An 18,290-nucleotide genomic window follows, 5' to 3' on the forward strand; every position below is an offset into this window, starting at 1 on the left:
GCATTCGCATCAGTTCCGCCAGAGCCCCGGAGCAAGCAGCGCAATGATGGCCAGCATCTCCAGTCGGCCCAGAACCATCGCGGCGCAAAGCACCAGTTTCACGGCGGGCGCAAGCGCCAGAAGGTCCACCGGAACATCCCCGGCAAGCCGCGTGATCGGGCCCGTCGTCGTCAGCGAGGCGACCGAAAGCGTGATGGCCTGCTCGAAGCCGATACCCAGCGCGGTGAGCACCAGCGTGACAACGGCCAGCGACATGGCAAAGAGCATGAAGAACACCCAGGCGATCACCGCCCCCTGCCGCCGTATCCGGCGCGCGCGCAGACGCGCCCCGCTGACCGACGAGGGCTGCACGAGCTTTTCCATCTCGCGCAACCCCTGAAGATAAAGCGCATAGACGCGCAGCAGCTTGACCCCCCCGGCGGTGGTGGCCGCACCGCCCCCCATGAGCGCCAGCCCCATGAGGATCATCCCGGGCGTGCCAAGGCCCGACCAGTCGCGCGCCGCGGCCCACTCGGTGCTTTCGAACCCCGCCGTGGTCAGAAACGACAGGATGGTAAACAGCGTGCCCCACGCGGCGCGCAGGGCACCGACAAGATTCTCCTGCTCGTCAACATCATAGGCACCGACCCAGTGCCGCAGGAACAGAACCGCCGTAACGCCCAGCACGATCAGGGCACCAAGGCGCAACTCCGGGTCCTCGATCACCTTGGCGCTTCGGTGGATGCCGGCATCGCTGGCATAGGTCACCCGCGACAGCGCGAAGGTCAGGAAGAGGAAGATCACCGCCTCCCCACCCAGACCGGACCCGGCGTTCTGCACCCCGCCGATGGGGGAAATGCCGCTCGTGGCCATTGTGGACATGGCATGGCTGAACGCGACAAGGGGCCGGTCGCCCATGATCAGAAGCATCACCCACAATGCCAGCGTGAGACCGGCATAGACCGGCACCAGCACGGCCGACGCGCGCTGCCACCGCCGCGCCGGATCGGCCAGCACCATCTGACCGCTGGAGGAGACATGCTGCCCCGGCTCACCGCGCGATGTGACCTCATAGCCCCCCAGGTTGAGCGGCAGGAACACCGCCGTCGCCGCTACCCACATCATCAGCCCGCCAAGCCAGCCAACCAGCGCCCGCCACAGATGCAGCGTCGGGCTCAGCCGGTCGGGCGCCGGAAACAGCGTCGCCCCCGTGGTGGTGAAGGCCGAGACCATCTCGAAATAGGCATTCAGAAAGGAGGTGTTGCGCACGACTTCATGAAACGGCACCGCAAGCGCCAGCGGCAAAATGGTGAGCGCCGCGAAAAGGGCAAGCAGGTGGTGACGCGTTCTGGCCGCCCCGGTCCGGCCCGAAAGGGCGATTCCCACCAGCCCCGTTGCCATCAACAGAAGCAGACCGCCATAGAAAAAGGTCCGTGCCTCGTGAAAGGACTCCAGCGCCAGCGCGTGCGCGGCCGGCACGAACATCGACAGCGCCGCCACCCCTGTGAGCAGAAGAAAAAGCGGCCATTGGGCGATTGCTGCGATCATGGCGGGTCAGAAGTAGTCGATCGAGACCTGCAAGAGGCGCTCGACCTCCGGCACATCCCCCGACAGCGCAAAGAGTGCGATCACGTCGCCCTCGTCTATGCGCGTCCCGCCCCGGGGCTTGAGAATATCGCCGTCCTTGAGAATACCGCCGATCAGCACCCCCTCCGGGAAGTCGATGTCGCGCACCTGCCGGCCCGCGATGGGCGAGGTGGACAGCACTTCCGCCTCGATGATCTCGGCCTCGGCATCGCCGATGGAATAGACATCGCGCACCCGGCCATGACGAATGTGGCGCAGGATGGAACTGACGGTCGTGCCGCGCGGATTGATGTAGGCGTCGATTCCAAGCGGCTTCATCAGCGGGACAAAGGACGGATCGTTGATCAGCGCGATCGCCATGCCGCAACCGCGCGACTTGCCCCGCACCGATGCCAGAAGGTTGGTCTTGTCGTCATCCGTGAGCGCCAGTATGGCATCCGCCCGATCGACCGATGCCTCCGACAGCAACGCCACATCGAGCCCGTCCCCGTTGAGCACGATGGTGCGCTCCAGCGCCTCGGCGGCGCGTTCGGCCACCGCCCGGTCCCGTTCGATCACCTTGGCGCGGACGCGATCTGCCCGCGCTTCGAGTTTCTGCGCCACCATCAGGCCCACGGTGCCGCCGCCGATAATGATCACGCGCTCCTGTTTCCTCGGTTTCTTGCCGAACACTTCAAAGGTGCGCCCGACATCGGAAATCAGCGTGAAGACATAGATATCATCGCCGGCGAAAAGCTGATCCTTCGGTTCGGGCGCGAAAAGCCTGCCCTCGCGCCGCACCCCGACAACCACGGCAGACAAGGTGGAGAACAGATCGGAAAGCTGGCGCAACGGGGTGTTGAGCACCGGACAGTCCTCATCCAGCGCGATTCCCAGCATCTGCATCCTGTTGCCCAGAAACGTCTCGGTGTCGAAGGCCGTTGGCGCGGACATCCGCTTGAGCGCGGCCTCGGCCACCTCCTGTTCGGGGCTGATCACCACGTCGATGGGCATGTGATCGCGTCGGTAAAGGTCGGAATAGATCGCATCGAGATAGCTTTGCGCCCGCAGACGCGCGATCTTGCGCGGGATGGAAAACACCGAATGGGCCACCTGGCAGGTGACCATGTTCACCTCGTCGGAATGGGTGGCCGCGATGATCATGTCGGCATCGCGCGCGCCCGCCCGGTCGAGGATGTCGGGATAGCTGGCAAAGCCCGCGATCCCCTGCACATCGAGCGTATCGGTCGCGCGGCGCACCAGTTCGGGATTGTTGTCCACCACCGTGACGTCGTTGCGTTCGCCCGAGAGGTGGCGCGCGATCTGCCATCCGACCTGACCCGCGCCGCAGATGATGACCTTCATACGTGGGTCTCCGCATTTTCCCGTAAAGAGAAGATGTGTCAGAACAGGTCGCGGGCGTCAAACGGAAGATTGACGCGCCCTGCCCCCTCGGGCAGACTCGACCTCTTTTCCAAGGAGGGGAACATGCGACTGCTGGCCCTTGTGCTGTTGCTGCCGCTCTGCGGCTGTCTTGGCTATTCCACCTACTACAAGCCCGGCACGCCGCTGCGCGAAGCCGAAACGCTGGAAACCGAATGCGAGGTGAGCGCGCTGCGCAAGGCCCCGGTACAGATCGTTCGCGACGTGACCCCGATCTATGGCAAGGACAAGAAGGGCCGCACCCGGATCATCGGCTATGACTATGACGAATACGACGTCAATGCGGGGCTGCGCGCACGGGTGACGCGCCAGTGCATGCAGCGGCAGGGCTTTGAGCGGGTGTCGATTCCGGTCTGCGACAGCGAGGCGCTGGACGCGCGTGGCTACAGCGTGGTGCGCGGCACGCCGCCGCTCGACGAGAGCATCTGCACCATGCGCACGAAACAGGGCCGGGTCTTGTTGCGGATGGGCCCCGGCTAGGCGGCCTCAGGGGCTTCCCCCCAAAAGGTTCAGCCGACCTCCTGCTCGTCTTCTGACTCGGGGCCGACATGGGCCACGCGCGCGCCGGACTTGTTCGAGGTCACCACGCCAAGCGATTTCAGCTTGCGGTGCAGCGCGCTGCGCTCCATTCCGACAAAACTGGCCGTGCGCGAGATATTCCCGCCAAAACGGTTGATCTGGGTCAGAAGGTATTCACGCTCGAAGGCTTCGCGCGCCTCGCGCAGGGGCAGCGTGGCAAGCGCGCCAAGCACGACGGTGCGACCCTTATCGCCGGGGGCGTGCTCGTCGCTCGGCAATTCGCGCGCCTCGATCGGCCCGCTGCCGTCGCCGAGAATCAGCACCCGTTCGATCAGGTTCTTGAGTTGTCGCACATTGCCCGGCCAGAGCATCGTCTGCATCAGCGCCACGGCCTCATCGCTCAACTCGCGCCGGGGAAGGCCCTGTGTCTCGTGGAAGGCGGCGATGAAATGCGACGCCAGAAGCGGTATATCCTCGCGCCGGTCGGCCAGCGACGGCACCTCGATGGGCACCACGTTGAGCCGGTGAAAAAGCTCCTGCCGAAAGCGCCCCTCAGCAATTTCGGTCTCCAGATCGCGGTTGGTCGACGAGATCACCCTCAGATCGACCCGCACCTTGTCAGACCCGCCGACTCGCTGGAACTGCTGATCCACCAGAACGCGCAGGATCTTCGACTGGGTGCCAACCGGCATATCGGCCACCTCATCGAAATAGACGACACCGCCATTTGCCTCTTCAAGCAGACCCGGCTCCACCCCGCGGGACGTGTCTTCACGCCCGAACAGCACCTCTTCCATCCGGTCAGGTTCCATTCTGGCGCAGTTGACCGTCACGAAAGGGCCGGAAGCGCGGTTGGAATTGGTGTGAATGTAGCGCGCCGCCAACTCCTTGCCCGATCCGGCCGGCCCGGTCAGCATCACCCGCCCGTTGGATTTCGTTACCTTGTCGAGCTGCGACACCAGGGCGCGGAAGGGACCGGAATCGCCCATCATCTCGGCGGCCTTGCTGTCCTGGCGCCGGAGCGCCAGATTCTCGCGGCGCAGGCGCGACGTTTCCATCGCGCGGCGGATGACCACCAGAAGCTGGTCGATATTGAAGGGCTTCTCTATGAAATCATAGGCCCCCTGCTTGATCGCCGCGACCGCGATCTCGATATTGCCGTGGCCCGAGATGATCACCACCGGCACATCCGGATGGTCGCGCTTGACGGACTTGAGAATGTCGATCCCGTCCATCTGGCTATCCTTGAGCCATATATCGAGGATCAGAAGCGCGGGCGGCTCTCCGCCGATCTCGGTCATGGCCTGATCGGAATTTCCCGCCAGCCGCGTGGTATAGCCTTCATCTTTCAGGATATCGGAAATCAGCTCTCGAATATCGCGTTCGTCGTCGACGATCAGAATGTCGCTCATAAGGCCCTCACATCACTTCTTCTTTTTCAATCTCGACTGGCGGCGTCTCGGTCAGCGGAAGCCTGATTTCCGCCTGCGCTCCGACATGCTCGGCGCCTTCGAAAACCGGCGCATCCTCAAGCACGAGGGTGCCGCCATGTTCTTCGATGATCTTCTTGACGATCGGCAGACCCAGCCCTGTGCCCTTGTCGCGGGTCGTCACATACGGCTCGAACAGGCGGGCGCGATCCTCGGGCAGGCCGATACCATTGTCGGCAATGTGGATCACGGCAGAGCCGCTTCGCGTCTCCATCCGCACCCTGATCTCCGGCACGAACCCTTCGGGCGCGCCCTTTTCGACAAGGCTTTCAATCGCTTCGCCCGCGTTCTTTATCAGGTTGGTCAGCGCCTGCGAAATCATAGTGGCATCCAGTTCGGCCCAGACCGGCCCCTCGGGGATCGAGGTCACGAACCGCACCTCCGGCTGACCCGTTTCCTGCAACAGCGCCGCCCCCCGAAGCAGCTCGGCAAGGTCGGCGGTGCGGCGGTCCGGTTGCGGCATACGTGCGAACTTGGAGAACTCGTCCACGATGCGGCGCAGGTCATTGGTCTGGCGCACGATCACGTCGGTCATCGCCTCAAGCTTTTCGCCGTCCTCCCCAAGGCGCCCCGCGAACTTGCGCTTGATCCGTTCCGCCGACAGCGAGATCGGCGTGAGCGGGTTCTTGATCTCATGCGCGATGCGCCGCGCCACGTCGCCCCAGGCGGCCATGCGCTGCGCGGTGACAAGGTCTGTCACATCGTCAAAGGCCACCACATAGCCTTCCAGCCGTCCGTCCTGATTGCGGCGTGTGGACATGCGGACCAGAAGGCTTTCGAGCCGCCCGCCGCGCGTGACCTTGATCTCTTCCTGCGCCACCTCGCCGCCCTCTGATTTCAGCCGGGAGAACATCGCCCCGAACTCCGGCACCGCCACGGAGATTGCCATCGCCTGCCGGTCGCCGGACCAGTCGAGAAGACGCTCCGCGGAGCGGTTGACAAAGGCCACCCGCCCCTCGGCATCGAGCCCGACAACGCCGGATGTGACCGAACTGAGCACCGAGTCGAACATGCGGCGGCGGCGTTCGATCTGCCGCGTATTCTCCAGCAGTGTCTCGCGTTGCGCCTTGAGCTGCCGCGTCATCTGGTTGAAATAGCGCCCGAGCATGGAAATCTCGTCGTCGCCGTCGTCCTCGATCACCTGCACGTCGAGATCGCCCGCGCCCACCCGCTGCGCTGCACCCGTCAGCCGCCCGACCGGCCGCGACAGACGCTCGGCGAACCACAGGCCCAGCCAGATCGCCGCCAGAATGAGAATCACCGCGAACCCGATATAGATCAGCCCGAACTCAAAGATCACCCGCCCCCGTTCGCTTTCGAGCTGTCTGTAAAGCTGAACCGACTCGCGGGTTTCGTCCAGAAGGCTGAAGATCGAGGCATCGACCGCGCGGCTGACGTAAAGAAAACGGTCGACAAAGGCATCGAGCCGCACCAGCGCGCGCAATTCGCTGGCGTCCAGATCGCGGATGATCACCACTTCATCGTGGTCGGCCTGTTCGATCTGCTCAGGGGTGGGCTGTTCGAAATCGAACAGATATGACCGCTCACCCCGCGCCAGAATCTCGCCAGTGCCGTCGATCACGAACGCCTCGCGCAAGCCGCGCTGAATCCGCGACTGCCCATTGGTCAGAAGCACGCGAAGATCGCCCGCCGACATGTTGAAGAAGACCGCCCGCCGGTTCGCGTCGAGATAATCGCGCAGCACACGCACATCGGTTTCAAGGTCGCGGATATGTTCATCCTCATAGGCTTCGGCCGCGGCCAGAGAATTGCCCACCACCTGCCGCACCCGGTCCGAGAACCACCCCTCCAGCCCGATATTCAGGGTCAGCCCGGCAAAAATGGCCACCGTGACCGTCGGCACCAGCGCCAGCGCGGTAAATACCCCCGTCAGACGCATATGCAGACGCGAGCCGGCCGATTGCGCCCGGCGCGATGCGATCATGCGGGCGATGCGTTGCAGGACAAGCGCGGCCACCACCAGAACATAGACAAGATCGGCCAGAAGAATCGCGCGCAGTCCGACCGCGTTGGCGTCCTGATCGAGCGGCCCGAGCGCAAGGAAGGTCGCAATCGCCAGCACCGGGCCGAGAACCACCAGCCCGAAGGTCGCCGCAGTCTGCACCCGGCGTTGCCGCCGCAGGCGGCGCAGCCGTGTCCAGTGGTTCCTGTTTGTCCGGCTACTCACCCGACGACCTCAATTGATCTTGATGCGCGCATGCGCTCAACCGCCAAATCTTGTGGCGACGCCTGCACAGTGCTGCGCCAAAGCCACGTATTGTGGCAGTTTTACATCAATTTCCGCCGCCGTGTCACCTCAATATCCAGATCAGTAATCTTTTTGCGCAGAGTATTTCGGTTGATGCCAAGCAGATCGGCGCATTTCGCCTGATTTCCGCCCGTCGCATCGAGCGCGATCTCGATCAGCGGCGCTTCGATCTCGCGCAGGATGCGGGCGTAAAGTCCGGGCGGCGGAAGCATGTTGCCGTGCAGATCGAAATAGCGCCGCAGATGGCGCCCCACCGCGCCGGAAAGTCTTTCGCTGTCACCACCCAGCAACCGTTCGACCTCGGGCTGGTTGCCGAGCACGGCTTCGGCCTCTGTCCGTGAGATCTCATCCCCCCGCGCCGTCAGCACGAGCCGTTTGACCGCGTTTTCAAGCTGCCGGACGTTGCCCGGCCAGCTATAGGCGCGGAACAGGTCCAGCGCCTCGGAGGTGAACGCGCGGCGCGGCTGGCCGTCCTGCTCGCTGCGGGCCAGGAAATGTTCGACCAGTAGCGGTATGTCATCCACCCGCTCGCGCAGCGCCGGCACATGCAGCGCCGCCCCGTTGAGCCGGTAGTAGAGATCCTCGCGCACCCCGCCCTTCTGCATCGAAGCGGCAAGATCGCCCTGGCTTGTGGCCATGAACCGGGGGCTGTGTTCGCCGGGATTGTCGATCATCCGAACGATGCGGGCCTGAATGTCATCGGCGAAATCGGGGATCTCGTCAAAGACGACGGTGCCGCCCCGCGCCCGCGCCAGAACCCGCGCCGGCCCTTCGATGTCCGACAGCTCCGGCCCCGTGACCACCACGAACGGCAGGTTCCGGCGGTCGGAAAAGTCGTGAATCTCTCGCGCGATCAATGACTTGCCCGTGCCCGATTCCCCAGAGATCAGCACCGGAAGATCGGTGTTCATCACCCGCGCCACCAGCCGGTAGAGCGCCTGCATCGCCGGAGTGCGCCCCACCAGAGGAAGCTCGTCGGGCCGCTCGTTCTCGGCCTGTGCCGGGCGCGGCGCGCGGCGTTTCTGCTCCAGCGCCTTGGCCGTGCGCTTCATAAGGTCGGGCAGATCGAACGGCTTGGGCAGGTAATCATAGGCTTCCGCCTCCGCCGCCTTGATGGCGGTCATGATCGTGTTCTGCGCCGAGATCACGATCACCGGAAGACCGGGGCGGTCCTCGGCGATCTTGGGCAGGAATTCGAGCCCGTTGCCGTCGGGCATGACCACGTCGGTGATGATCACATCGCCCTTGCCCTCTCCCACCCAGCGCATGAGCGTGGTCAGAGAGGAGGTGGCGTGCACCTTGCATCCCGCGCGTGTGAGCGCCTGCGTGAGCACCGTGCGGATCGTGCGATCGTCGTCGGCGACAAGAACGGTTCCGTCCATCAGCCCGTTTCCTCTTCTGTGGTTTCCATATCCTTCGGCGCCCGCGGCAACGAGATTCGGAACACCGTGCGCCCCGGCACCGAATCGACGGAAATCCAGCCGTGGTGATCGGAGATGATCTTGCTCACCAGCGCGAGGCCAAGCCCGGTTCCGTTCTCGCGGCCCGACACGAAGGGATCGAAGATGTCGCCCTCGATCTCCTTGGGCAGCCCGGGGCCGTCGTCGATCACTTCGATCTGAAGCGGCAGCGCCGTGCCATGACCGCCCGCCCGCCGCAGGCGGAAGGCGTGTTCGTAAAAGCTCCGCAAGCGAATGGTGCCCTTGTCCCCCGCCGCCTCGGAGGCGTTCTTGAGCAGGTTGAGCACCACCTGCAAAAGCTGATCGGCATCGCCAAGCGCGGGCGGCAGCGAGGGATCGTAATCCTCCACGATGGACATATGCGCGCCAAAACCCAGCAGCGCGGAGCGCCGCGCGCGGTCGAGCACATCGTGAATGTTCACCGCCGCCCGGCGGGGCGGCGACAGGTTGCCGAACTGCTCCACCCGCTCCAGAAGCGTGACGATGCGGCGCGATTCCTCGACGATCAGATCGGTCAACTCCAGATCGTCGGGCGACAGGTTCATCGACAGAAGCTGCGCCGCGCCGGTAATCCCCGCCAGCGGGTTCTTGATCTCATGGGCCAGCATCTCGGCCATGCCGATGGCCGACATCGCCGAAGATTTCACCCCTTCGGAGCGGGACAGCCGCCCGGCAAGCTCACGCGGGGCGATGATGAACAGCATGGTGCCGGGCCGGTTGGTGACCGGGGCAATCTGGAGATTGCACTGCACCGGCGGGCCGTCTCCGGTGCCCACATCGGCATGATTGACGAACAGCGGGGTGCCGCTGTCGCGCGCGCGCTGAAACGCGCCCTCAAGCGGGGCGTCGACCATCACCTTGTCCCACAGAGGCACCCCCCGCAGGAGGCGATCGGACGCGTTGAGAAACCCTTCGGCGGCGGGGTTGATGTCCTCGATCCGGTCCTGATCATCCACGAGGATTGCGGGCACCGGCAAAGACGCCCAGATGGCGGGATCATGGCTCATGCCGCGTCGTCCCGTGGCACGGCCTCAAAGGCGGATGGCAATAGCGAAAGCACCTCTCGCGGAGTGCGCGCGGTCAGAATGCGGCGGCGCAGGTCGGGCGGCGTTCCGGCCACGTCCATATACCAGCCCAGATGCTTGCGCGCGACACGCAACCCCAGCGGCGCGCCATAGAAGGACAGCATCGCCTCGTAATGCCCCGCCACCATCGTGGCCAGCGCATCGCCCTGCGGAATCTCCGGCGCGGGATGGCCGTAAAGCGCGGCTGCAATCTCGGCCAGCCGCCACGGCCGCCCCTGCGCCCCGCGTCCGACCATCACGCCATCGGCCCCCGACAGCGCCAGCGCGCGCCGCGCCTGACGTGGTCCGGTGATATCGCCATTGACGATCACCGGGATGGAGACCGCCTCTTTCACCGCCGCGACGGCGGCCCAGTCCGCGGTGCCCTTGTAGAACTGGCAGCGGGTGCGGCCGTGTATGGTCACCATCCGCACGCCCGCGTCCTGAGCCCGCCGCGCCAGTTCGGGGGCGTTGCGCATCTCGTCGTCCCAGCCCAGCCGGGTCTTGAGCGTGACCGGCACATCCACCGCGCCCACCACCGCCTCGATCAGCGAAAGGGCATGACCCAGATCCTTCATCAGCGCCGAGCCGCTCGCGCCCGACCCGCTCGCGCTTGTCACCTTCTTGGCCGGGCAGCCCATGTTGATGTCGATGATCCGCGCGCCGTTGTCGCACACCATGCGCGCGGCCTCTCCCATCCAGTGGGCGTCCCGCCCGGCAAGCTGGACAGAGGTGCCCGCGCGGCCGAATCCAAGCTCCGCCTTTTCGCGCACGCCGGGTTTGGACTGCACCATCTCCTGACTTGCCACCATTTCACTGACCACCAGCCCCGCCCCGAAAGAGGCGACAAGCTCGCGGAAGGGCAGATCGGTGATCCCGGCCAGCGGTGCGAGAAGCACCGGCGGATCAATCGAAAGCTCTGCGGTCTGGATGGTCACCTGCTCAATCCTTGTGCAATGGGGTCTTGCTAGACGACTTGGGCGCCTGCCTCAATGAAAACGGGTGCAAAAAACCGGCACGAAAGCATGATTGCCCAATAATTAGGCGCGCGCCTTGGGTCAATTGCCTTGGCGCGCGGCAGGGTCTAGAGCTTGAGCATGACACGAACAAGACCGATGACCGCCGCCGTGATCGTGGCCGCCGGGCGTGGCACGCGGGCGGGACCGGGCGGGCCGAAACAATGGCGCGCGCTGGCCGGACGGCGGGTGGTCGACTGGACCGTGGCCGCCTTCGCCGCGCACCCGTCCGTCGATCATATTCTGGTCGTCACCCACCCCGATGACGACGCGGAGGCCGCGACGCTGGGTGTGGAGGTCGTGCATGGCGGGGCGACGCGCGATGCGTCGGTGCGCGCGGGGCTGGAGGCGCTTGCGGGGCGCGGTTTCGACCGTGTTCTGATCCACGACGTCGCGCGGGCCTGTCTCGGCGGGCGAGTGATCTCGGACGTGCTGTCCGCACTGGACGGCGCGCCGGGGGCCGCGCCCGCGCTGGCCGTGACCGACGCGCTCTGGCGCGGGGCCGGCGGACAGGTGACCGCCACAGCGGCGCGGGGCGGACTTTTTCGCGCGCAGACACCGCAGGGCTTTCGCTTCGACGCGATCCTCGCCGCTCACCGCGCCCATCCCGGCGGCGCCGCCGATGACGTGGAGGTGGCGCGCGCGGCGGGGCTTGACGTGGTGATCGTACCGGGCGACGAGGACAACCTGAAAATCACCCTGCCCGCCGATTTCGCGCGGGCAGAGCGGTATCTGGGGGCGCGCATGGACATCAGGCTGGGCAACGGGTTCGACGTGCACCGCTTCGGAACGGGCGATCATGTGATCCTTTGCGGGGTCCGGGTGCCGCACGGGCGCGGCCTTCAGGGCCATTCCGACGCCGATGTGGGGATGCACGCGGTCACCGACGCGATCTATGGCGCGCTGGCGGAGGGCGACATCGGGCACCACTTTCCCCCCACCGATCCGCAATGGAAAGGCGCGGACAGCGCCATGTTCCTGCGCCACGCGGTCGATCTGGCCACCGCAAAAGGGTTCGCCATCGGCAATGTCGATTGCACCCTGATCTGCGAACGCCCCAAGGTAGGGCCCCACGCAACGGAAATGAGGCAGCGGATGGCGGATATCATGGGGCTGCGGCCCGATCAGGTCTCGGTCAAGGCCACGACGAGCGAACGGCTCGGCTTTACCGGGCGCGAAGAGGGGATTGCGGCACTGGCCACCGCAACGCTGGTAAAGCCATGAGCCGGATGATCGCGACATGGTTCGGTGTCGGCCTTCTGCCCGGCGCGCCGGGGACATGGGGCTCCGCGGTGGCGGTGGTTCTGGCCATCGCGCTGCACTACGCGGGGGGCTTTCCGCTTCTGGCGCTCGCCACGGTCGCGGTCACGCTGATCGGCTGGTGGGCCACCCATGAGGCCACGAAGGGGGCCGAGGATCACGACCCGTCGGAGATCGTGGTCGATGAGGTCGCAGGCCAATGGGTCGCGCTCTGCGCCGTGAGCTATGGCGCATGGCATGCCGGGGTGGATGCGCTCGCGCTCTGGCCCGGCTGGCTGGCCGGTTTCGTGCTGTTCCGCGTCTTCGATATCACCAAGTTCTGGATCGTGGGCTGGGCGGACCGCCGCGACGACGCGCTTGGCGTGATGCTCGACGATGTGATCGCCGGGGTCTTCGCCGCCATCGGCGTCATGGCGCTTGCCGGTCTTTGGCATGGGGTGTTGGGCCTGTGACGGCGGCAACCGCGCAACAGGTTCTGGACGCCGCCCGCGCGCGTGGCTGGCGCGTGGCCTCCGCCGAAAGCTGCACCGGCGGAATGCTCGCCGCCGCCCTGACCGACATTCCCGGCTCATCGCACATGATGGACCGCGGGTTTGTCACCTATTCCAACGCCGCCAAGGTGGAGATGCTGGGCGTGCGGCAGGCCACGCTCGACGCTTACGGCGCGGTCTCCGAGGAGGTCGCCCGCGAAATGGCGCAGGGCGCCCGCGCCCTGAGCGGGGCTGATCTGACCGTGTCGATCACCGGCATCGCCGGGCCCGGCGGGACCGACACCAAACCCGAAGGCCGGGTCTGTTTCGCTGTCGCCTCGCCCTCGGGCTGCCACAGCGAAACGGTGGACTTCGGGGCTTTGGGACGTGACGGGGTGCGCGCGGCGTCCCGCGATCATGCGCTGGACCTTCTTTACCGCGCCGCGACCAAGGGGTGAGCGTCAGCCGTAAAGCTCTTTCGCGCGGGTCTCGAAGGCGCGCACGATGCGTTGCATCGCCTCGTTGAAAACAACGCCGATGATTCGCCGCAACACGGCATTCCGGAACTCGAAATCGACATAGAAGCGGACCTCGCACCCGCCCTCCACATCCTTGAAATCCCAGGTGGATTTCAGATGCTTGAACGGTCCGTCAAGGTATTCGGTATCGATATGAAGCGTATGCGGGTTGAGCAGGACGCGGCTTCCGAATCGCTCGCGGAAGACCTTGAAGGAAATCACCAGATCGGCCTCCATCAGCTCGGCCTCGCCCTGCGGCGTGACAGATCGCACCCGCGCCGCCGCGCACCATGGCAGGAATTCGGGATACCGGGGGACATCGGCCACCAGATCGTACATCTGTTGCGCCGTATAAGGCAGGGTGCGGGTTTCGGAATGTGTGGTCATCAACCTTGGCGTTTGTCATGGACAGGAGCCGCCCGTTTCGTATTGTGAGCGCGGAAAATCAAGGGGGTGTGATGCCGGAGCGTCCATATGTCATCGATGAAATGATCTCGGCCAAGTCGATCGCCGCGCGCGTCGAGGCACTGTGCCGCGACATCACCGGGGAATTCAAGGGTACCGACAAGCTGGTCGTGGTGGGCCTTTTGCGCGGCTCTTTCGTGTTCATCGCCGATCTGGTGCGTGAACTGGACCTGCCGGTCGAGGTCGATTTCCTTGAGGCGTCCTCCTACGGGAACGCGACGGAAAGCAGCCGGGAAGTGCGTATTCTCAAGGACTTGCGCGGAGAGATCGCGGGCCGCGACGTGCTGGTGGTGGAAGATATCGTCGATACCGGGCACACGCTGGCGCATGTCATCCAACTGCTGCGATCGCGCCATCCCGCGCGCCTCAAGACCATCGCGCTTCTGGACAAACCGTCGCGACGCGAGGCGCCGGTGAAAGCCGACTGGACCGGATTCGAAATCCCCGATGAATTCGTTGTCGGCTATGGTATTGATTACGCGCAAAGAAACAGGAACCTCCCCTATATCGGAAAGGTCAGGTTCACCGAATGAACCCGCGCTGGTTTGCACGCATGGCGCTCTGGGCGCGCAATCCGCCCTCCCCGCAGAAGGTGAAATTCGTGCTGGCGGTGATCGCCGTGTGCCTTGCGCTCTATGCCGTGGAACGCATCTGGGGCTGGCCCGAGTGGCTCACGCCAGAGCGGTATCCGGGCATGCGCGTGACCCGTTGATCGCCGCCTGATCAATTTCTTGTGAGTTGGCCGTGTGTGAATATGCGTTAGCCTCTTGGCATTTGCGCAAGCCATAAAGGAGCAAGCCATGAAGCGAATTTTTGCTACGACAGCCCTTGCCGTCGCCTTGTCATTCGGGGCCGGGATATCCACCGCTCAGGACGCGGCGATCGAGGCGCGGCAAAACCTGATGCAGCTTCAAGCCTTCAATCTCGGTCAGTTGGGCGCCATGGCAAAGGGCGAGATGCCCTATGACGCGGAGCAGGCGCAGGTGGCGGCCGACAATCTCGTGGCGCTGGCGCGGCTGGATCAATCCGCGATGTGGCCGGAGGGCAGCGATAGTTTCGCAACCGACAAGACCCGCGCCAAGCCCGCGATCTGGGATAATTTCTCCGACCTGATGGAAAAGGATCAGGCCTTGGTGGAAGCGGCCGTCGCCATGCAAGAGATCGCGGGCACCGATCTTGACGCGCTGCGCGGCCGGATGGAGCAAGTGGGCAAGGCTTGCGGCGCCTGCCACGAAGACTACAGAGAGCCGAAGAACTGATCCGGCCATGCGCCGAATTATCGTTTATTTTCTGGCGCTTGCCCTGATCGGCGTGGGCGTGGCATGGGCGATCACCATGCCGCGCCCGCTATCGGACGATGCGCTTTCCGGACACACCGGCGACGCCGCGCGCGGTGAGGCGGTGTTCAATGCGGCGGGCTGCGCGGCCTGTCACATGGCCCCGAAGGCGGAGGACGACGCGCGGCTCGTGCTGGCGGGAGGACAGAGATTTCCCTCGCCTTTCGGAACCTTCGTCGCGCCCAACATCTCCCCCGATCCCGAGCATGGGATCGGCGGGTGGGGCGCGGCTGATCTGGCCAACGCGATGCTGCGCGGGGTGTCGCCGGAGGGGGCGCATTACTACCCGGTCTTTCCCTATACCTCCTATGCGAAAATGCGGCCCGAGGATGCGGTCGATCTTCATGCCTACTTGCAGACCCTGTCCCCGACGCAACAGGAAAACGCCCCGCATGAGGTTGGATTTCCGTTCAATATCAGACGTTTGCTTGGCGGGTGGAAAACCCTTTTCCTCAATGACGATTGGGTTCTTGAAACGGCGGACACAGAGGAGATCGCGCGTGGGCGCTATCTCGTGGAGGCACTGGGCCATTGTGCCGAGTGTCACACGCCGCGCGATGCGCTTGGCGTTTTGCAGCGCGATCAATGGCTTGCGGGGGCGGCCAACCCCACGGGCGACGGCCGGATTCCCGGCATTTCCCCGGACAAGCTGGACTGGAACGCGCAGGACATCGCCTATTACCTGCAAAGCGGGCTGACACCCGAATATGACAGCGCCGGCGGGCATATGGTGGCGGTGATCGACAATATCTCCCGCCTGCCGGACAGCGACCGCGCCGCGATCGCGGCCTATCTCAAGGCGCTGCCCTGACCCATTCGGAAAGATCGGCGCAACCCCTTGTTAACGCAAGAAAACACCCTGCGGTAAAACGTCGGTATCGCGTCGGTATCGTGGCGGTGCCATTTGCGCGAGAGCATGGGTCACAGCCCGTCCGGTGAGAGTCCGGCAACAGTTTCGCAACCCGCCCTCGCGGCGGCGGCGGCAGTCACGATCCACCCGACACCGCAGGCACCCCGCGCCCCGTCCCTGCGCCATTGCGGCGCAGGACCGTGTCGAACACGACGAACAATGCAAGGCTCAGCGCCGCCAGAACGATCAGCGCGGCGAACATCAGGTCGGTCTGCCCCCGCCCGTTGGCCATCAGCATCAGATAGCCAAGGCCCCGCGACGATCCCACCCATTCGCCGATGACAACCGCGAAGGGCGCATAGACTAGCGCCAGTCGCAGCCCCGAGGCCAGCGCGGGCAACGCATGGGGCACCTGCAACCACATCAGCCGGCGCAGCGGCGTCGTGCGCATCAGCCGCGCCATGTCATCATGGGGCTGCGGCAGGCGCATCAGCCCGTCGAAGAACGTCGAGGTGACGGGAAAATAGATCACCAGCATGACCATCACGATCTTGGAGGGCGCGCCATACCCCAGCCAAAGCGTGATGATCGGCGCCAGCGCAAAGACCGGCACGGCCTGGGCAAAGACCAGGATCGGGCGGAGCAGCATCCGCGCCGCCGGCGAAAGCGCGAGGTTGAGCGCCGTGGCCACCCCCAGCGCGACCCCCGCGGCCAGCCCGGTCAGCAGGTTGGCGGCGGTGAACCGCGCATGTTCGGCCAGGATCGCCGCGTTGCTCCACAGGCTTTCACCGACGCGCAGCGGGCCGGGCAGGATGAAGGGCGGCACCCCGCTGACCACGACCGCGCCCTGCCAGAGCGCCAGCGCGAACCCCAGCGCCAGCAGGCCGCGCAGGACACGCCCCGCCGCCGCGCTCATGCCGGTTGCATCCCCTGAAGCCGCGAGAGCAGGCTGGCCTGCATCTCCAGCGTGGCAGCCTGCGCATGGCTGCGCGGCGGCGCCGTGCCGGGAAGCTCCAGCGCCTCGGCCCCGCCCGTCCCCAGAATCCACGCGCGATCGGCAAGCCGCACCGCCTCCAGCGGATCATGCGTGATCAGGATCACCGTGCGCCCCTGCAGCAGCCGCGCGGCAAGATCCTGCATCGCCAGCCGTGTCGCGGCATCGAGGGCCGAGAACGGCTCATCCAGCACCACGACCGGGCACTCCTCGATTAGCGTCCGCGCCAGTGCGACGCGCTGGCGCTCTCCACCCGACAGGCTGCCGGGGCGGCGCCGCGCCATGCCGTTCAGCCCGACATCGGCCAGCAACGCCCGCGCGCGCGCCCGGTCCGGGCGTTGCCCGCGCAGGCGCGCACCGATGGTGACATTGCGCTCGGCACCGGCCCACGGCAGAAGCTGCCCGTCCTGCGCCATCATGGCGACGCGCCCGGCCAGCGGCGCGCCGTCACTGGCCCGCAGCCCGCCATCAAGACGGTGCGGCCCCGGCAGCCCCGCCACAAGCCGGCCCAGCGTGGACTTGCCCACCCCCGACGGCCCCAGCAGGCAGCTCCAGCGCCCGGCGGGCAGGTCCAGCGCCAGATCGCGAATCAGGGCCTGTTCGCCCAGCCACAGATCGCCGCGCAGGCTCAGCCCCGGCGCGGTCATTGCTCTGCGGTCACATCCACCGCGAGCGCGGCCACCGGCAGCCCGCCCGGCGTCGCCCCGCGCGTGGCCAGAAACGCCTCGAACCTCGCATAGCGCCCGGCATCGAGCGCGGCGGGACGGGTTGCGAACCGCGGCCATGTGTCCGCCCACGCGCGGCGGTTCAACTCGCTGCGCAATTCCGGGGCGGTGGCCGAAAAGACCTCCCACGCCCGCTCGGGCTGATTGAGGATAAACCCGGCCGCGCGTTCGGTGGCGTTCAGAAAGCGGGCAATCGCATCGGCATCCATTTTTTCGGGGTTGGCGACATAGATCAGCTCGTCATAGGCTGGGATGCCCTCCGCCTCGGGATAGAAGCAGCGCCCCTCGCTCCCTTCGATCTCAAGATGATTGAGCTCGAAATTGCGGAACGCCCCGATCACGCCATCGACTTGCCCCGACATCAGCGCGGGCGAGATCGACCAGCCGATGCCGATCTGCTCCACATCTCCCGGCTCCATCCCGTGATGGGCCAGCATCGCGTCGAGCATCACCTCCTGCACGCCCGCCACGGCAAAGCCGACCTTGCGCCCCTTGAGATCCGCCATCGTTTGCACCGGCCCTTCGGCCAGCACCACAAGGCAGGTCAGCGGCGTGGAAATCAGCGTGCCAACGCGCCGCAGCGGCAGGCCGTTGTGGCGGCTCAGGTGCAGTTGCGGCTGATAGGAGACCGCCAGATCGACACGGCCCGCCGCCGCCATGCGCGGCGGGGCGTTGGGATCGGCGGGGGTGACGGTGTCCACCTCCAGCCCCGCTTCGGCGAAATAGCCCAGTTCCTGCGCCAGAACGATGGGCGCGTGATCGGGGTTCACGAACCAGTCGAGCATGACGGTCAGCCGGTCCTGTGCGGCGGCTGGCAGGGCAAGTCCGGCGCTCAGGGCAAGGGTGGCAAGAATACGTTTCATGG

At 65.6% G+C, this 18,290-nt stretch carries 19 protein-coding genes; 8 read left to right on the plus strand and 11 right to left on the minus strand.

The window, feature by feature from the left end:
• Positions 1 to 9: 9 nt before the first annotated feature.
• Positions 10 to 1,527, minus strand: coding sequence for a TrkH family potassium uptake protein (locus BMW66_RS04400; RefSeq protein ID WP_093115803.1), 1,518 nt, complete (start codon positions 1,525 to 1,527; stop codon positions 10 to 12).
• Between the two features lie 6 nt (positions 1,528 to 1,533).
• Positions 1,534 to 2,910, minus strand: a complete 1,377-nt coding sequence (gene trkA / locus BMW66_RS04405; protein WP_093115806.1) for a Trk system potassium transporter TrkA — start codon at positions 2,908 to 2,910, stop codon at positions 1,534 to 1,536.
• A gap of 123 nt (positions 2,911 to 3,033) precedes the next feature.
• On the opposite strand from trkA, the gene BMW66_RS04410 reads away from it, so the two are divergent.
• Positions 3,034 to 3,468, plus strand: a complete 435-nt coding sequence (locus tag BMW66_RS04410) for a hypothetical protein (protein WP_093115808.1) — start codon at positions 3,034 to 3,036, stop codon at positions 3,466 to 3,468.
• Between the two features lie 29 nt (positions 3,469 to 3,497).
• On the opposite strand, the gene ntrX is transcribed toward BMW66_RS04410, so the two are convergent.
• From ntrX to dusB, 5 genes are all read right to left on the minus strand, one after another.
• Positions 3,498 to 4,919, minus strand: a complete 1,422-nt coding sequence (gene ntrX / locus BMW66_RS04415; RefSeq protein WP_093115810.1) for a nitrogen assimilation response regulator NtrX — start codon at positions 4,917 to 4,919, stop codon at positions 3,498 to 3,500.
• 7 nt (positions 4,920 to 4,926) lie between these two features.
• A complete protein-coding gene (locus tag BMW66_RS04420; RefSeq protein WP_425441306.1) occupies positions 4,927 to 7,185 on the minus strand; it encodes a sensor histidine kinase NtrY-like in 2,259 nt (752 codons plus the stop codon).
• A 101-nt stretch (positions 7,186 to 7,286) separates the two neighbouring features.
• The gene (locus BMW66_RS04425) at positions 7,287 to 8,648 is read right to left on the minus strand and encodes a response regulator (RefSeq protein ID WP_093115814.1); all 1,362 of its coding nucleotides are present in this window, start codon (positions 8,646 to 8,648) and stop codon (positions 7,287 to 7,289) included.
• A complete protein-coding gene (locus BMW66_RS04430) occupies positions 8,648 to 9,733 on the minus strand; it encodes a two-component system sensor histidine kinase NtrB (RefSeq protein ID WP_093115816.1) in 1,086 nt (361 codons plus the stop codon). Before BMW66_RS04430 ends, BMW66_RS04425 begins: the two co-directional genes overlap by 1 nt.
• Positions 9,730 to 10,728 carry a tRNA dihydrouridine synthase DusB gene (dusB, locus tag BMW66_RS04435; protein ID WP_093115818.1) on the minus strand — a complete coding sequence of 333 codons (999 nt, stop codon included), beginning with the start codon at positions 10,726 to 10,728 and terminating at the stop codon, positions 9,730 to 9,732. The genes BMW66_RS04430 and dusB overlap by 4 nt, the downstream gene beginning before the upstream one ends.
• Before the next feature lie 159 nt (positions 10,729 to 10,887).
• Here dusB and BMW66_RS04440 point away from each other — a divergent pair, with 159 nt between their 5' ends.
• From BMW66_RS04440 to BMW66_RS04450, 3 genes are read left to right on the plus strand one after another with little or no spacing between them, the layout of a single operon-like run.
• Positions 10,888 to 12,030 carry a bifunctional 2-C-methyl-D-erythritol 4-phosphate cytidylyltransferase/2-C-methyl-D-erythritol 2,4-cyclodiphosphate synthase gene (locus BMW66_RS04440; protein WP_245729352.1) on the plus strand — a complete coding sequence of 381 codons (1,143 nt, stop codon included), beginning with the start codon at positions 10,888 to 10,890 and terminating at the stop codon, positions 12,028 to 12,030.
• Positions 12,027 to 12,518: a phosphatidylglycerophosphatase A family protein gene (locus tag BMW66_RS04445; protein WP_093115822.1), complete on the plus strand. Its 492-nt coding sequence runs from the start codon at positions 12,027 to 12,029 to the stop codon at positions 12,516 to 12,518. Before BMW66_RS04440 ends, BMW66_RS04445 begins: the two co-directional genes overlap by 4 nt.
• Positions 12,515 to 12,994, plus strand: coding sequence for a CinA family protein (locus BMW66_RS04450; protein ID WP_093115824.1), 480 nt, complete (start codon positions 12,515 to 12,517; stop codon positions 12,992 to 12,994). Before BMW66_RS04445 ends, BMW66_RS04450 begins: the two co-directional genes overlap by 4 nt.
• 3 nt (positions 12,995 to 12,997) lie before the next feature.
• Here BMW66_RS04450 and BMW66_RS04455 read toward each other — a convergent pair whose 3' ends face one another.
• Positions 12,998 to 13,441, minus strand: coding sequence for a type II toxin-antitoxin system RatA family toxin (locus BMW66_RS04455; protein WP_093115826.1), 444 nt, complete (start codon positions 13,439 to 13,441; stop codon positions 12,998 to 13,000).
• 71 nt (positions 13,442 to 13,512) lie between these two features.
• Between BMW66_RS04455 and hpt the strand changes: the two genes are divergently transcribed.
• The 4 genes from hpt (at position 13,513) to BMW66_RS04475 (ending at position 15,667) form a co-directional block, all read left to right on the plus strand.
• Positions 13,513 to 14,052: a hypoxanthine phosphoribosyltransferase gene (hpt, locus tag BMW66_RS04460; protein WP_093115828.1), complete on the plus strand. Its 540-nt coding sequence runs from the start codon at positions 13,513 to 13,515 to the stop codon at positions 14,050 to 14,052.
• Complete coding sequence (locus BMW66_RS04465; RefSeq protein WP_093115830.1) at positions 14,049 to 14,231, plus strand: hypothetical protein; 183 nt, start codon at positions 14,049 to 14,051, stop codon at positions 14,229 to 14,231. Before hpt ends, BMW66_RS04465 begins: the two co-directional genes overlap by 4 nt.
• 88 nt (positions 14,232 to 14,319) lie before the next feature.
• Positions 14,320 to 14,778, plus strand: coding sequence for a c-type cytochrome (locus BMW66_RS04470; protein ID WP_093115832.1), 459 nt, complete (start codon positions 14,320 to 14,322; stop codon positions 14,776 to 14,778).
• Between the two features lie 7 nt (positions 14,779 to 14,785).
• Positions 14,786 to 15,667, plus strand: a complete 882-nt coding sequence (locus tag BMW66_RS04475; protein ID WP_093115834.1) for a c-type cytochrome — start codon at positions 14,786 to 14,788, stop codon at positions 15,665 to 15,667.
• Between the two features lie 175 nt (positions 15,668 to 15,842).
• Here the strand turns inward: BMW66_RS04475 and BMW66_RS04480 are convergent, their stop codons facing one another.
• From BMW66_RS04480 to BMW66_RS04490, 3 genes are read right to left on the minus strand one after another with little or no spacing between them, the layout of a single operon-like run.
• Positions 15,843 to 16,622: an ABC transporter permease gene (locus tag BMW66_RS04480; RefSeq protein ID WP_093115836.1), complete on the minus strand. Its 780-nt coding sequence runs from the start codon at positions 16,620 to 16,622 to the stop codon at positions 15,843 to 15,845.
• Positions 16,619 to 17,347 (minus strand): ABC transporter ATP-binding protein, encoded by a 729-nt coding sequence (locus BMW66_RS04485; RefSeq protein ID WP_093115838.1) that lies wholly within the window; start codon positions 17,345 to 17,347, stop codon positions 16,619 to 16,621. Before BMW66_RS04485 ends, BMW66_RS04480 begins: the two co-directional genes overlap by 4 nt.
• Complete coding sequence (locus BMW66_RS04490) at positions 17,344 to 18,288, minus strand: ABC transporter substrate-binding protein (RefSeq protein WP_093115840.1); 945 nt, start codon at positions 18,286 to 18,288, stop codon at positions 17,344 to 17,346. The genes BMW66_RS04485 and BMW66_RS04490 overlap by 4 nt, the downstream gene beginning before the upstream one ends.
• Positions 18,289 to 18,290: the final 2 nt, after the last annotated feature.

It is taken from the genome of Salinihabitans flavidus (assembly GCF_900110425.1).
In the GTDB taxonomy this organism is placed as follows: Bacteria; Pseudomonadota; Alphaproteobacteria; order Rhodobacterales; family Rhodobacteraceae; genus Salinihabitans; species Salinihabitans flavidus.